The sequence below is a fragment of the Streptosporangium sp. NPDC006013 genome, from assembly GCF_040614275.1.
GTDB lineage: Bacteria > Actinomycetota > Actinomycetes > Streptosporangiales > Streptosporangiaceae > Streptosporangium.
In genome coordinates this window covers 1-14,037 of the sequence record NZ_JBEXUE010000077.1, presented here as the reverse complement: position 1 = coordinate 14,037, position 14,037 = coordinate 1, and the positions used below count along the sequence as shown (strand labels likewise).

The window sequence follows — 14,037 nt, the reverse complement described above, 5'->3', positions numbered from 1 at the left end:
GGACCGTCGGATCCCCGAACCCGGTGCCGGAGGTCCGGATGACGCACTGGATGGACGAGGAGGCCGGACCGGTCGTCCGGCCCTACGCGCTCATCAGGGGTCGCACCCGCTCCTCCGGTGACACTCTGGACCTGGTCGCGATGGTCACCGCGACCCGCGCCGTCCCGTCCGGGGGATTCGTCCCCGGGCCGGAACAGGACCGCATTCTCGCCATGGTCACCACCCCGACCTCGGTCGCCGACGTCGCCTCGGACCTCAACCTGCCACTCGGCGTGGTCAGGGTCCTTCTCGGCGACCTGCAGGACCACAAGCTCATCTCGATCGGGCGCGCCTCCGCGAGCGAGCGCATTCTCAAGGAAGTGATCAATGGACTTCGGGCCCTCTGACGAACCCGTCGCCCTCAAGATTCTCATCGCGGGTGGCTTCGGGGTGGGAAAGACCACGCTCGTGGGCGCCATCAGCGAGATCCGGCCGCTCCGCACCGAGGAGGTGCTCTCCGACCGCGGTATCGGCATCGACGACGTCGACGGTGTGGAGGGCAAGACCACCACCACCGTCGCGATGGACTTCGGCCGCATCACGATCAGGGAGGGTCTGGTCGTCTACCTGTTCGGCACCCCGGGCCAGGAGCGGTTCTGGTTCATGTGGGACGAGCTGTCCTACGGCGCGCTGGGCGCCGTGGTGCTGGCCGACACCCGGCGGCTGACCGACTGCTTCCCCTCGATCGACTACTTCGAGCAGCGCGGCACGCCGTTCATCGTGGCCGTCAACTGCTTCGACGGCGCCGACCGGCACGAGGCGGAAGACGTCCGCGTCGCCCTGGACCTCGATGTGGACGTGCCGGTGCTCCTCTGCGACGTGCGGCGCCGTGTCTCGGCGAAGACGGTGCTCGTGACCCTCGTGGAGCACTCGTTGAAAGTGCTGACGGCCAGCCAGAGCTGAGCAGCGGGCCGGGGTGTTCCCCGGCCCTCGCTGCCGGAGGCCGGACACGAACTCAGGCGCCCCGCCGGGAGGTCACAGTGCCCGCAGGCCGCTGATCAACTCCCTCAGCAGGCTCTCCGGCGGCACGGAGGCGGCGGGAAGCGGCGATCTCACCAGGATCAGGCCCTGGTCGAGCAGGTCGCCCAGGAGGACTTTGATCACGCCGACCGGCAACCCGGCATCCGACGCGATCTCCACGATCGGGCGTGCCCGCCTGACCAGGTTGAGCAGCCGCCGGTGTTCGGAGCCCAGACACGCTCCCGGAGAGACCGGTGTCCCTGTCGCCACCGCCATCGAGAGCAGGTCGAACGAGGAGCAGGATGCCCTGGTGCGCCCCCCGGTCACCGCGTAGGGGCGGACGACGGGACCGGCCTCCTCGTCTACCCACTCGACGTCGTCGCTCATTGGCCGGCCATCCGGGGTCCGGTGGCCAGGTGCTGTCCGACCCGGGTGACCAGGCGGGCCATCTCGTAGGCGATCAGGCCCACGTCGGCGGCGCCGGTGGTCATGACCGACAGGCAGCTCCCCTGACCGGCGGAGGTGACGAAGAGGAACGCGGAGTCCATCTCCACCATCGTCTGGCGCACGGCTCCGCCGCCGAACTGCAGGCTGGTGCCCTTCGCAAGGCTCTGGAAGCCGGACGCCACCGCCGACAGATGGTCGGCGTCCTCCTTGGTCAGCCCTCTGGACGAGGCCATCATCAACCCGTCGTTGGACAGGATCAGTGCGTGCGAAACGTCCGCCACACTCGTGACGAAATCATCCAGAAGCCAATAAAGCTCACCCGGCACGTGGTTAAACCCCTTCCCCTCTGATGATCCTTTTGATCTTCATCCCCCACCGGCGCGACGAAGCCGGTCTCATGGACCCGCCTCCGTTCGCGCTCCCGCTCTCACGGCCCCGGCTCAACGCTCGGCACCGCCGTCCTCGTCGTCGGCCCGGCCGCGCTGCCAGCCGGACTGCAGGGCGCTCATCAGCGCCCTCGCCTCCTCCGGTGACCGCTCCTCGATCTCGGCGTCGGGCGGACGTGGTTCCCTGGCCTGCGTCGGCGGCATGTTCGCCTGCCGTACCCGGCGTGGCAGCCCGCCGCCGCCGCGCCGCAGCGGCCTCCACAGGTCCGTGGGAATCGGCACCGCCGGCTCACCGGGTTCACCGGCGGCCCGTTCCGGCTGTCCCCCGGACTCGGGCCGCACGCTGATGACGGTGAGCACCGGCGGCTCCGTCGACTGCTCGACGGGCTCCGGCTCCCCGAGCAGTTCCTCGGGGATGAGGACGACCACCCCGGTCCCGCCGTACGGCGAGGAGTGCAGCACGACCTCGACCCCGTACCTGGCGGCCAGCAACCCGACCACGGCGAAGCCCAGCCGGTCGGTGTCGCCCGGGTCGAACTCCGGCGGGCTGGCCAGGCGCTCGTTGATCGCGGCACGCTTCTCCGCGGTCAGTCCGAGCCCCCTGTCCTCGATCTCGACGGCGAAACCACGGCCCACGAGCTCGCCGCGGACCGAGACCTGGCTGCCGGGCGGGGAGAAGACCGTGGCGTTCTCCAGGAGCTCGGCGAACAGGTGCATCATGTCCGCGACGGCGTTGCCGACCAGGGTGGTGCCGCCCGTCGGGAGGATCCGCACCCGGGCGTAGTCCTCGACCTGGGCGGCGGCCCCGCGCAGCATGTCCTCCATCGGCACCGCCGAGCGCCACTTGCGGCCCGCCGCCCCACCGGACAGGATCACCAGGCCCTCGGCATGGCGGCGCATACGGGTGGTGAGGTGGTCGAGCCTGAAGAGGTTCTCCAGCGCCTCGGGGTTCTCCGCCCGCTTCTGCATGCCGTCGAGCAGCTTGAGCTGGCGCTGCAGCAGCGACTGGCTCCGGCGGGCGAGGTTGCGGAAGGAGTGGGCGGCGCCCTCGCGCAGCCTGGCCTGCTCCACGGCGGCGTCCACGGCGCTGCGCCGGACGCTGTCGAAGGCGGCGGCGACATCGTGGATCTCGGCGGTGCTGCCCAGCGGTTCCAGCGCGGGTGCCTCGGCCGTCACGTCCACCTTCTCGCCGCGGCGCAGCTTCTCCATCACCCGTGGCAGCCGCACCTCCGCGAGGTCGGTGGCGGCCCGCCGTACGGCGGCGAGTTCCCTGGTGATCCCGCTGCCGATCCGGTACGAGACGAGCAACGACGCGACGACCGCGACGAGGCCGAGCACGCCGACGACACCGGCGCGGATGTAGACGCCCACGGTCACCGGCTCGGCCCGCTTGACGAGCATCGGACCGACCTCCGTCATCGACCGCTGGTAGACGGCGTCCAGCGCGTCGCCCACGGCGCGCCAGTCGGTGGCCGAGACACCGGCGCCGGCCAGCAGGCGAGACTCCAGGGCGACGAACCTGGCGTATGTCGAGGAGGCGATCAGCTCCGTGAAGGGGGCGCCCAGCGAGGGCTCCAGCTCGGGGAGCGCCTGTTCCATGAGGAAGGCCCGGTTGGCGGCGATCCGGGCGAACACCCGCGCCTCGTTCTCCGTCATCGGGCTCCGCCGCGCCAGCGGGCCCGTGGCGAGTGCCCGCTCGCGGCTGAGCAGGTTCATGCTCTGGTTGACCATCGTGACGCTGCGCAACTGGCGGTAGAGCGGGAGGTCGTTGGTGAGACTCAGGGTGTTGAAGAGCCGGTTCAGCACCTCCGGCAGCCGGGCGAACTCCGCGGAGAGCCCCACCGAGTCGATCCGCCCCGCGTCGACCCTGGCGCGGATCGCGTCGAGCCCCTCCACCTGCCTTATCAGCTCGGCGTGGCGTGTCCTCATCTCGTCGGGCATCACCGCCCGTACCTCGTCCCTGTCCATCTCCTGGCGGAGACGGGTCCGGGCCTGGTCGGTGACCACCCGCTGTCCCGCGAGGGTCTTGTGGTCGGAGTCGGAGCGGGTGGCCAGGAACTCGGCCGACAGGATGTGCTCGCGTTGGACCGCGCTGTTCAGGTCACCTGAGGGTTTGCCGACGGATTCGTACAGCGTGCCGATGGAGCGCAGGCTCATCGAGTCGCCGACCGTGACGACCGAGGCGAAGCCCCACACCGCCACCAGCGAGGTGAGAGGAATGGCCAGCAGCACCGAGACCTTGAACCGGATGGACTTGCTCGATGCCATGTCACCTCAACGGCTCGCTCACGGAACGCCAGGGGAGCCCCCGGGCGATCTCTAGATCGCCGACGAGAATAGCACTGGCGGCTCCTGCTATTTGTAGCCTATTTGTGACATGTCATGAAATAGTCATTGGAAGTGACAAGTCAGCCCAGAGCGGCGCGTGATGCCTGAGTGGCGCTCCGTGCCCAGGTCAGCCGCGCGAGCCGAGCGGCCAGCACGCCGACCAGCGCGACCTCGGTCCCGAGCAGAATCCACTCGGCGAGGCCCGCGAGCACCCCGTGCCCGGGAAGCGCCACGTAGGTGATCACCAGCAGGCCGAAACCTCCGGCCAGCGCCAGCCACTCCACGGTCCTGGCCACCGGCCGCCACCGCTCGTCCTCGTTGAACCGCGCCACCAGCAGGCCGCCCGCCACCGGCATCGCCACGAACACGGCGATCGACAGGTAGCGGTACGCCTGGCCGATCAGGTCGGTGCCCGTGCCGGGAAGGGCCGGGGGCAGCACCGCGAGGAGGATGAGCCCGGCACCCCACACCCGCATCAGCCGCTCGGCCAGGACACCCACCGGCGCCCCGGTCGCGCGCAGCCCGGCGACCAGCGCGAGAGAGGCGATCCCCAGCGACGCCATGACGAACCCGGTGACTCCGCTGCGGTCCAGCGCGGTGTACTCGCTGATCGTCAGATCGAGCGAGTCCGGGTACGGAACCGGGTCGGGCTGCCCCACGACGGCGGCCAGGGCGGCCACCGCGGCCGCCGCGATTCCGGCGCACGCGATCAGGGGGTAGAGCCTTTTCGAGGCGAGCATGGATCAATCCTGCTCGCCGCAGGGCGTTTCGGGCATCCGGCGGCATCCCTGATCCAACCCTGAGCCGTCCCTGAGACGACCGGCCGGAGAGCGGCTTCACCCGCCTTGGCCCCCTCGACGGACCCCTCGACGCCTCTGTACACGGCCCCGGCCGGGGCCGTGTACAGAGGCCGCCCGATCCGTCCGGCGTCTCAGCGGAGCCCGCGGACCTCGGCGTAGCGGGCCCTGACCTCGGGCGCGGGGTCGGCCTCGTAGCGCTCGGACCCGCCCGCCTCCCAGGCCGGAGGCTCGTCGCCGCCGAGCAGCCAGGCGGCCTGCCTGGCCGCCCCGTCCGCGACGTACTCCCCCGGCTCGGGAACGACCACGGGCCGCCCGAAGACCGCGGGGGCGATCCGCCGCACGGCCTCGGACCTGGCGCCGCCTCCGATGAGCAGCACCCTGGCCGGGTCGAGCCCGAGGGCGTCGAAGGCGTCGGCGAGGTGGCAGAGCAGCCCTTCCACCGCCGCCCTGGCCAGGTGGGCCGGGGTGGAGGTGCCCAGCGTCAGCCCGTGCAGCGACCCCGTGGCCGAGGGCAGGTTCGGGGTGCGCTCGCCCTCCAGGTACGGGACGTGGACGAGGCCGCCGGCCCCCGAGGGCGCCTCCAGGGCCAGCCGGTCGAGCTCGCCGAGACCGACCCCGAGCATCCGCGCGGTGGCGTCCAGCACCCTGGCCGCGTTGAGCGTGGCCACCAGTGGCAGGAACCGCCCGGTGGCGTCCGCGAACCCGGCCACGGCGCCGCTCGGGTCGGCGCTCGGGCTGTCGGCGACCGCGAAGGCCGTCCCCGACGTCCCGATCGACACCACCACGTCTCCCGGCAGGGCGCCGACCCCGAGGGCCGCCGCCATGTTGTCGCCCGTCCCCGGCGCGAGCCGCACCGTCCCGTTTCCAAACGTCTTGACCTCTCCCGCGCCGTCGCGGGGCCCCAGCACCTCGGGGAGTTCGGGAAGGGCGCCGAAGGCCGTCCGCAGGAGGTCGGTCCGGTAGGCCCCGGTCGCGGGCGACCAGTACCCGGTGCCCGACGCGTCGCCCCGGTCCGTGACGAACTCCCCGCCCAGCCGCCAGGTGAGCCAGTCGTGCGGCAGGCACACCCTCGCCGTACGACGGGCGGAGTCGGGCTCGTGCTCGGCCAGCCAGCGGAGCTTGGTCACCGTGAACGACGCCACCGGCACGCTGCCGACCGCCTCGACCCAGCGCTCAGGACCGCCCAGTTCCCTCACCAGGTCGGCCGCCGCCCCGGCGGAACGGGTGTCGTTCCAGAGCAGCGCCTTCCTGACCACGTCGCCTGAGGCGTCCAGGCAGACCATGCCGTGCTGCTGCGCGCCGACGCTCATCGCCTCGACGCCGTCCAGCCCGCCCGCCCGGGTGAGCGCCTCCCGCAGCGCCTCCCACCAGGCCCCGGGATCGACCTCGGTGCCCTCCGGGTGGGTCGCGCGGCCCTGGCGGACCAGGGCGCCCGTGCGGGCGTCCCTGATCACCACCTTGCAGCTCTGGGTCGACGAGTCGACCCCGGCCACGAGTGTCATCCGCGGACCCCGAGGAGGTGCTCCATGGCGAGCTGGTTGAGGCGGGTGAAGTGGAAGCCGCGCGCGGCCACCGCTTCGAGGTCGAAGGAGTCGCGGCTCAGGTCCGCGATCGTCTCGCCCGGTGCCAGCGTGGGCTCGGAGAGCTCGGCGACCTTGCTCGCGGCGAGCGCCTCGACGACCTCGGGGTCCGCGCGGAAGGCCCTCACCTTCTCCTTCAGGATCAGGTACGTGCGCATGTTGGCCGCGGCGGAGACCCAGACGTCCTCGGAGTCCTCGGTGCGCAGCGGCTTGTAGTCGAAGTGCCTGGGGCCCTCGTAGCCGCCGTTCTCCAGCAGGTCGACCAGGAAGAAGGCGTTCTTCACGTCGCCGTGGCCGAAGATCAGGTCCTGGTCGTAGCGGGGGCCGTGCTGGCCGTTCAGGTCGATGTGGAAGAGCTTGCCGTGCCAGAGCGCCTGCGCGATGCCGTGCGCGAAGTTGAGCCCGGCCATCTCCTCGTGGCCCACCTCGGGGTTGAGGCCGACGCGGTCGGAGTGTTCGAGCTCGTTGATGAACGCGAGCGCGTGGCCGACGGTCGGGAGCAGGATGTCGCCGCGCGGCTCGTTCGGCTTGGGCTCGATGGCGAACCTGATGTCGTAGCCCTTCTCGATCACGTACGAGGTGAGCAGGTCCATGCCCTCCTTGTAGCGGCTGAGCGCGGCCCTGATGTCCTTGGCGGCCCCGGACTCGGAGCCCTCGCGCCCGCCCCAGCAGACGTAGGTGGTCGCACCGAGCTCGGCGGCCAGGTCGATGTTGCGGATGACCTTGCGCAGCGCGTGGCGGCGGACCTCGCGGTCGTTGCTGGTGAACGCGCCGTCCTTGAAAACCGGGTGGGTGAACAGGTTGGTGGTGGCCATCGGGACCTTGAGCCCGGTCTCGGCCAGCGCCTTCTTGAAGTTCGCGATGGCCCTGTCCCGGTCGGGCTCGACGGCGAGCAGGTCGTCGTCGTGGAAGGTGACGCCGTACGCGCCGAGCTCCGCGAGCCGGTGAACGCTCTCCACCGGGTCCAGCGGGGCCCGCGACGCGTCACCGAAGGGGTCGCGGGCCTGCCAGCCGACGGTCCAGAGCCCGAAGGTGAAGCGATCTTCGGGCTTGGGGGTGTAGGCGCTCATCTACATTCCTCCGATTTAATCCATTTTATGGACTTAATATGGATCGGGGTGGTGGGATCGTCAAGGGGTGGATGTTCCATGACACAGGCCGTACGCCACGACTCGATGCGCGCCCGCAACCTCGGCGTGGTCCTCGGCGAGATCCGCAGGAACGGCCCGGCCACCCGGGCGGCGCTGGCCGAGATCACCGGGCTGACGAAGACGACGGTGTCGAAGATGGTCGGCGACCTGATCGAGGCGGGCATGGTCGCCGAGTCCGGCGCGCTGCGGGACGGCGAGCGGGGCCGGCCGGGCACGGCGGTGATGCTCAGCGGGCGGCGGGTCGCCGCGCTCGGCCTGGAGATCAACGTCGACTACCTGTCCGCCTGCGTGGTCGACCTCACCCTCGCGGTGCGGCTCCGATATTCACAGGCTGTGGACAACCGTGCGACCTCCCCTGTGGAAACCCTTTCCCACCTGGCAGAACTTGCCCACAGGGCTGTGGACGAAGCCCGCCGGGAGGGCCTGGCCATCGCCGGATCGACCCTCGCGGTGCCCGGCCCCGTGGACGGGGGACTCGTACACACCGCCCCCAACCTCGGCTGGCACCACGTCCGTGTCTCCGACCTGCTGGACTTCCCCGTCGAGGTGGACAACGAGGCCAACCTCGCGGCCCTGGGCGAGCTCTGGTTCGGGTCGGCCCCCGGCGACTTCCTGCACGTGTCGGGGGAGATCGGCATCGGCGCGGGCCTGGTGGTGGGCGGCACCCTGTTCCGTGGCGCCCGCGGTCTCGCCGGGGAGCTGGGGCACGTGGTCGTCCATCCGGACGGTCCGGCCTGCCGCTGCGGCGGCCGGGGCTGCCTGGAGCAGTACGCCGGGCAGGAGGCCCTGCTCCGGGCCTGCGGCCTGCCCGGCATCCCCGAACTGCTGGAGAGCCTGCGCGCGGGCGAGCCCGGCGCGCTGGAAGCCTGCGAGCGCGCCGGGCAGGCGCTCGGCGTCGCCCTCACCTCGGCGATCCATCTGATGGACCCCGGCATGATCGTGCTGGGCGGCGTCTTCGCCCCGCTCTTCCCGTGGATCCGCGACCCGGTCAACCAGGCGATGACCGCCCGGCTGACCGGGATGCGGCACACCGTCCCCGCACTGACCGTCTCCCGGCTCGGCAGCGACGCCGCCCCCCTGGGAGCCGCCGGACAGATCATCCACCGGATCATCGCGAATCCGATCGCGATCCTGTTGCGACGCTGAGACCCGGCTCCTTCGCTCCTCGGTCCAGTCCCCGGCGCGGCCTCAGCGGCCAGGCCGTGGCCTGGCCGGACAACGGTCCACACGGGCTGGGGCAAGCGCTACACGATCACGCCTCCGCCAGGGGCCAGGTCCACTCAGGCAGGAAGCAGACCGCCGAAGGGGCGACGCGGGGTCTGCTCCCCGTGGTTCCTGGACCCGGATCGCCGGGAGAGGGATGATCCTGCGGTGGACTTCCGGCAGTTGGAGCGGTTTCTCGCGGTCGTCGACCAGGGCGGTTTCCATCGTGCGGCGGAGGTGCTCTATGTCGCGCAGCCGTCGTTGTCGCAGTCGATCAAGCAGCTCGAGCGCGAGCTGGGCGAGGCGCTGTTCCATCGGGTCGGCCGCGGTGTGGTGCTGACGGAGGCGGGGCGGGCGCTGGTGGAACCGGCGCGGGCGGTCATCCACGCGCGAGGCCTCGCCGTCGGGTCCGTCGAGGCGGTGCGGGGCCTGCGGACGGGACGGTTGGAGATCACGGCGATGCCGTCGCAGGCGATCGACCCGCTCGCGGGGGTGATCTCCCGTTTCACGGCGGAGTATCCGGGGGTGCGGGTGGTGGTCCGCGCCGCGGCGACCGCGGAGCAGGTGGTGGAGGCCGTCCGCACCGGCCGGACCGAGCTGGGCCTGCTGGCGGCGATACGGCTCCCGCAGCGGCCCGGCGTGGGTCTGCATCCGGTCGGGCGGCAGCGGTTCGTGGTGGTCTCGTCGGCCGGCGGGCCGTTCTCCGCCGGCGCCCGGGTGAGTCCGGGCGAGCTGTCCGGCCTGCGGGTGATCGCCGGCCAGACGGGCACCGGGATGCGCGTGGTGGTCGACGACCTGATCCGCTCGGGGGTGCGGCTGACGATCGCGGTCGAGACAGAACACCGCGAGGCGATCCTGCCACTGGTGCTCGGCGGGAGCGGCGTCGCCGTGCTGGCCGACTCGTGGCGGGAGCTGGCCGAGCGGTCGGGCGCGGTCGTGGCCGACCTCGATCCGCCCGTCCATCTGGACGTCGCCTACGCCGGCCACGCGGGCGGGCTCGGCCCGGCGGCACGCACGTTCCTGCGCATGGCCACGCATCGATAGGCGGCGCCGATCGGTGGGGTAGGCAGCCGATCTTGGACCGCGCCCGGGCCCGGCTGCTGGAATCGAGGGCATGAAATCGCATCGCATCGCCGTGATCCCCGGAGACGGGATCGGCACCGAAGTGTGCGGCGCCGCCCGCGCCGTACTCGACGCCGTGGGCCGCAAGCACGCCATCGGCCTCACCTACGACGAGTTCGACTGGTCGTGCGCCCGCTATCTGGCCGAGGGCGCGATGATGCCCGCGGACGGCCTCGACCGGGTGCGCCACCACGACGCGATCTTCCTGGGCGCGGTCGGCGCGCCGGGCGTGCCCGATCACGTGTCGCTGTGGGGGCTGCTGATCCCGATCCGCCGAGGCTTCCAGCAGTACGTGAACCTGCGGCCGATCAAGGTGCTCGGCGGGCAGCGGGGGATCGATCTCGTGGTGGTGCGCGAGAACGTCGAGGGCGAGTACAGCGAGATCGGCGGCCGCCTGTACCAGGGGACGCCGGCGGAGATGGCGGTGCAGGAGTCGGTCTTCACCAGAAGCGGAGTCACCCGCATCGTCGACTACGCCCTGGACCTGGCCGAGCGGCGCACCGGGCGGCTGACCTCGGCGACGAAGTCGAACGGGATCATCCACACGATGCCGTTCTGGGATGAGATCGTCGCCGAGCGGGTGGCTCAGCACTCCGGTGTCACCGTGCAGTCGGAGCACATCGACGCGCTGTGCGCCAAGCTGGTGCTCGACCCGGCGCGGTTCGACGTGATCGTCGCCTCGAACCTGTTCGGGGACATCCTTTCCGATCTCGCCGCCGCGGTCGCCGGCAGCATCGGCCTGGCGCCCGCCGCGAACATCGACCCGACACGGGCCCACCCGTCGATGTTCGAGCCGGTCCACGGGTCGGCGCCCGACATCGCGGGCCGCGGTATCGCCAACCCGGTCGGCGCGATCTGGACGGCCGCGATGATGCTCGACCACCTGGGCCACCCGGAGGCCGCAGCCGCCATCCTGGAGGCGATCAGTCAGGTGTTCGCCAAGACCTCCGTGCGCACCCCCGACCTCGGCGGCACGGCCACCACCGTGGACCTGACCCACGCGATCCTCGAAGCACTCTGAGGGAGTCATGAGCGTTCCGCTGCCCAGCCCGTTCCAGCCGCGCACGGTGGACGCCGACGGCGTCGCCGTCCACACGGTCGTCGGCGGTGAGGGGCCACCTGTGCTCCTGCTGCACGGCTACCCGCAGACGCACCTGATCTGGCACGACGTCGCGCCCGCGCTGGCTTCCCGCCACACGGTCGTGCTGACGGATCTGCGCGGGTACGGCGACAGTGCCAAGCCCGCGCCGGTCACCGACGACCTGTACTCCAAGCGGGCGATGGCCGCGGACCAGCTCGCGGTGATGCGGGCGCTGGGCTTCGACCGCTTCGCCGTCGCCGGCCACGACAGGGGCGCGCGGGTGGGCCACCGGATGGCGCTCGACCATCCCGAGGCCGTCGAGGCGCTGGCCGTCCTGGACATCGTGCCGACCAGGCACACGTTCGCCCACGCCGACGCGGCGTTCGGCCTGGGGTACTACCACTGGTTCTTCCTGGCCGCCGGCAACGGCATCCCGGAGAGACTGATCGGCAACGACCCCGAGTTCTGGATTCGCAGCCGGATGGCCGCCAGGCACGCGGGCGGCGCCACGTACGACGAGGCCGCGGTGCGCGAGTACGTGCGCTGCTTCTCCGACCCCGCCGCGATCGCCGCGTCGTGCGCCGACTACCGGGCGGCCGCGGGCGTCGACCTCGAGCACGACGAGGCCGACGCCGCGGCGGGCCGTAAGGTGCGCTGCCCCGTGCTGGCGCTGTGGGGCGCGCACAGTTTCGTCGGACGCACCTACGACGTGCTCGCGGTCTGGCGCGAGTACGCCGACGACGTCTCCGGTACGGCGCTGCCGAGCGATCACTACCTGCCCGAGGAGGCGCCGGCCGAGGTCGTCAGGGAGCTAGCGCGCTTCCTGCCCAGGTGACCAGCGCTCGCCGCGCAGCGCCTTACGTGCCAGTTCCAGCTCGAGCTCGATCTTGCCGACCACGCCGTCGTTGCCGACGGGTCCGTGGCCGCCTTCGAAGAACCGGAGCACCACGTCGCCTCCGGCCTCACGCAGCCGCCGCGTGTACTCCTCGGCCTGCCGCGCGGGCGTACGGGTGTCGTAGCGGCCCTGGTTGATCAGCACGGGCGCCCGCACGTGCTCGATGTAGGTCATCGGCGAGCTCAGCCTGAACCGCTCGCCCGCGGTCTCCGGGGTGCCGCCGATGAAGCCTCTCCAGGCCGCCTGCAGCGCGGGGTGCATGTCCTCGTAGGCGATCTTCCAGTCGGCCAGTGCGATGAAGGCGAAGCCGCCGGCGAACAGCTCGGGTAGCCGGCCCAGCGAGAGCAGCGTCAGGTAGCCGCCGAACGAGGCGCCGGTGATGAAGACGGCCGAAGGGTCGGCGACGCCCTCATCGACGAGCCATCGCCAGGCCGCCTCGATGTCCTCCAGCTCGCGGTCGCCGACGGCGCCCCAGAACCCCTCGCGGAACTCCCGGCCGAACGTGACGGAGCCGCGGTAGTTCAGCGAGGCGTAGGCGAAGCCCTCCTCCAGCCACGCCTGCGCGACGGGATCGTATCCGCCGACCTCGGCGAGGTTCGGCCCGCCGTGCACGTTCAGCACGAGCGGCACGGGGCCGCTCGCCTCGCGCGGGGTCGCGACCCACAGCTGCAGTACGGTGCCGTCCTTCGAGGTGACAGGCACCGAACGCAGCGGGATCCCGGGCACCACGGGCTCGGAGGCGAGGAGGGTGCGCGGCTCGCCGTCGCCCCGGTCGAGCGCGAGCACCTGGAGCGGCAGGTCGGCACGCTGCCGCAGCAGCCTGATCTGGCCGCCGGGGCCGTAATGGGAGGCCCATGCGTTGCGCACCGCGCACGCCACCTCGGGGAAGAAGTAGGCCCCGTCGGGGTGCGGGACGCGAAGCAGCTCACCGGCCGGGATGTCGTACTCGTACACCCGGTGGATGCCCTGGTCGACGTGGACGAGCAGCAGCCTGGCGGCGTCGTCCGACCAGTCGAGCGGGACGAGCTCGCCGGCGAGCTCCGGCGCGTCGATGTCGGTGCGCTCGCCGGTGAGCGGGTTCCACACGCTGGGCCGGGCGTATCCGGTGCGCTCGGTGCTCACCAGCAGCCGCGGGTCCCCCGCGACCGGCGAGAACCTGACCCCGCGCACCGGTCCGAGCGGGCCGTCCGAGAGCGAGGCGAGCACCGCGCCGTCCAAGGTGTCGAGCACGGTGACGGCGAAGCGGCGGACACCGGGGTTGTGGTCGGTGGTGTCGATGCTCGCCAGCGTGCCGTCGGCGGTGACCAGGCTGTTCCACGCCTCGTTCCTGCTGCGGAACAGGCGGCTGACTGCGCCGCCTGCCAGGTGGTAGAGCGTGAACCCGGCGTCCGTGACCGCCGCGATGACCACGGCCGAGCCGTCGCGTGCCACGTCGAGGCCGCGCAGCGTGTAGGGGGGAAGGTCAGGGGTGAGATCGACGGGCCGGCCGCCGCCGGCCGGATACGACCACAGGTGGCCGACCTCGCCGCCGTCCTCGTCGTGCAGCACCAGCACCGAGCGGCCGTCGGCGGCCGGTACGGGGTCGGCCACGTGCGGCGGCAACTCGGGCAGCGGCGTGGTCGCGCCGGTGGCCGGATCCCAGATCGACACCTCGGCGTCTCCCACGCCGGCCGCGAAGATCATTTCCAGGTCGAGATCACCGGGGCAGGGACGCGCGGACTCCAGTACGGGGACGGAGAAACGCGAGCGCCAGGTGCGGACTTCAGAGGACATCGATCAACTCCGGTTTGTGACAGGCGACGCCGTGCCCGCGCTCGTCCGTGACGAGCGGAGGGACCTCGGCGGCGCAGATCTGGCTGGCCTTCGGGCAGAGGGTCCGGAACCGGCAGCCCGACGGCGGATCCGTCGGGCTCGGGACGTCGCCGGTCAGGATGATCCACCGCCGGAGCCGGACCTCACCTCGGCGACGGACCCCAGGGGCACGCCGGAGATGATCATGTCGCCCTTGCGATCGAGGATGTAGAGAAAGCCGTTCCGGTCGATCC

General features: G+C 71.7%; 14 protein-coding genes. 6 read left to right on the top strand and 8 right to left on the bottom strand.

What is annotated here, in order from left to right; genetic code table 11:
• Positions 1-38: 38 nt before the first annotated feature.
• On the top strand, positions 39-386 hold the full coding sequence (locus tag ABZ260_RS14735) for a DUF742 domain-containing protein (protein WP_355616949.1): 348 nt from the start codon (positions 39-41) through the stop codon (positions 384-386).
• On the top strand, positions 367-942 hold the full coding sequence (locus ABZ260_RS14730) for an ATP/GTP-binding protein (RefSeq protein ID WP_343961561.1): 576 nt from the start codon (positions 367-369) through the stop codon (positions 940-942). Before ABZ260_RS14735 ends, ABZ260_RS14730 begins: the two co-directional genes overlap by 20 nt.
• A gap of 72 nt (positions 943-1,014) precedes the next feature.
• Here the strand turns inward: ABZ260_RS14730 and ABZ260_RS14725 are convergent, their stop codons facing one another.
• The 6 genes from ABZ260_RS14725 to xylA form a co-directional block, all read right to left on the bottom strand.
• The gene (locus ABZ260_RS14725; protein ID WP_355548157.1) at positions 1,015-1,386 is read right to left on the bottom strand and encodes a DUF742 domain-containing protein; all 372 of its coding nucleotides are present in this window, start codon (positions 1,384-1,386) and stop codon (positions 1,015-1,017) included.
• The gene (locus ABZ260_RS14720) at positions 1,383-1,772 is read right to left on the bottom strand and encodes a roadblock/LC7 domain-containing protein (protein ID WP_343961557.1); all 390 of its coding nucleotides are present in this window, start codon (positions 1,770-1,772) and stop codon (positions 1,383-1,385) included. Before ABZ260_RS14720 ends, ABZ260_RS14725 begins: the two co-directional genes overlap by 4 nt.
• Before the next feature lie 114 nt (positions 1,773-1,886).
• Positions 1,887-4,100: an ATP-binding protein gene (locus ABZ260_RS14715; RefSeq protein ID WP_355616946.1), complete on the bottom strand. Its 2,214-nt coding sequence runs from the start codon at positions 4,098-4,100 to the stop codon at positions 1,887-1,889.
• A 140-nt stretch (positions 4,101-4,240) separates the two neighbouring features.
• On the bottom strand, positions 4,241-4,900 hold the full coding sequence (locus ABZ260_RS14710; RefSeq protein ID WP_355616944.1) for a DUF998 domain-containing protein: 660 nt from the start codon (positions 4,898-4,900) through the stop codon (positions 4,241-4,243).
• A 191-nt stretch (positions 4,901-5,091) separates the two neighbouring features.
• Entirely contained in the window at positions 5,092-6,462 is a 1,371-nt protein-coding gene (xylB, locus tag ABZ260_RS14705) for a xylulokinase (RefSeq protein WP_355616942.1), read from the bottom strand.
• The gene (gene xylA / locus ABZ260_RS14700) at positions 6,459-7,610 is read right to left on the bottom strand and encodes a xylose isomerase (RefSeq protein ID WP_355616940.1); all 1,152 of its coding nucleotides are present in this window, start codon (positions 7,608-7,610) and stop codon (positions 6,459-6,461) included. The genes xylB and xylA overlap by 4 nt, the downstream gene beginning before the upstream one ends.
• 78 nt (positions 7,611-7,688) lie before the next feature.
• Here xylA and ABZ260_RS14695 point away from each other — a divergent pair, with 78 nt between their 5' ends.
• From ABZ260_RS14695 to ABZ260_RS14680, 4 genes are all read left to right on the top strand, one after another.
• Positions 7,689-8,837: an ROK family transcriptional regulator gene (locus ABZ260_RS14695; RefSeq protein ID WP_355616938.1), complete on the top strand. Its 1,149-nt coding sequence runs from the start codon at positions 7,689-7,691 to the stop codon at positions 8,835-8,837.
• A 225-nt stretch (positions 8,838-9,062) separates the two neighbouring features.
• Positions 9,063-9,938, top strand: coding sequence for a LysR family transcriptional regulator (locus ABZ260_RS14690; RefSeq protein WP_355616936.1), 876 nt, complete (start codon positions 9,063-9,065; stop codon positions 9,936-9,938).
• A 70-nt stretch (positions 9,939-10,008) separates the two neighbouring features.
• On the top strand, positions 10,009-11,037 hold the full coding sequence (locus ABZ260_RS14685; RefSeq protein WP_355616934.1) for a tartrate dehydrogenase: 1,029 nt from the start codon (positions 10,009-10,011) through the stop codon (positions 11,035-11,037).
• Positions 11,038-11,044: 7 nt separating this feature from the next.
• Positions 11,045-11,932: an alpha/beta hydrolase gene (locus ABZ260_RS14680; RefSeq protein WP_355616932.1), complete on the top strand. Its 888-nt coding sequence runs from the start codon at positions 11,045-11,047 to the stop codon at positions 11,930-11,932.
• Here the strand turns inward: ABZ260_RS14680 and ABZ260_RS14675 are convergent.
• Both ABZ260_RS14675 and ABZ260_RS14670 read right to left on the bottom strand, forming a co-directional pair.
• Positions 11,909-13,765 (bottom strand): prolyl oligopeptidase family serine peptidase, encoded by a 1,857-nt coding sequence (locus ABZ260_RS14675; protein WP_355616930.1) that lies wholly within the window; start codon positions 13,763-13,765, stop codon positions 11,909-11,911. The two genes, ABZ260_RS14680 and ABZ260_RS14675, sit on opposite strands and share 24 nt — an antisense overlap.
• The coding region (locus ABZ260_RS14670) for an oligopeptide/dipeptide ABC transporter ATP-binding protein (RefSeq protein WP_355616928.1) at positions 13,755-14,037 on the bottom strand (283 nt) is incomplete at its 5' end. The genes ABZ260_RS14670 and ABZ260_RS14675, both read right to left, overlap by 11 nt.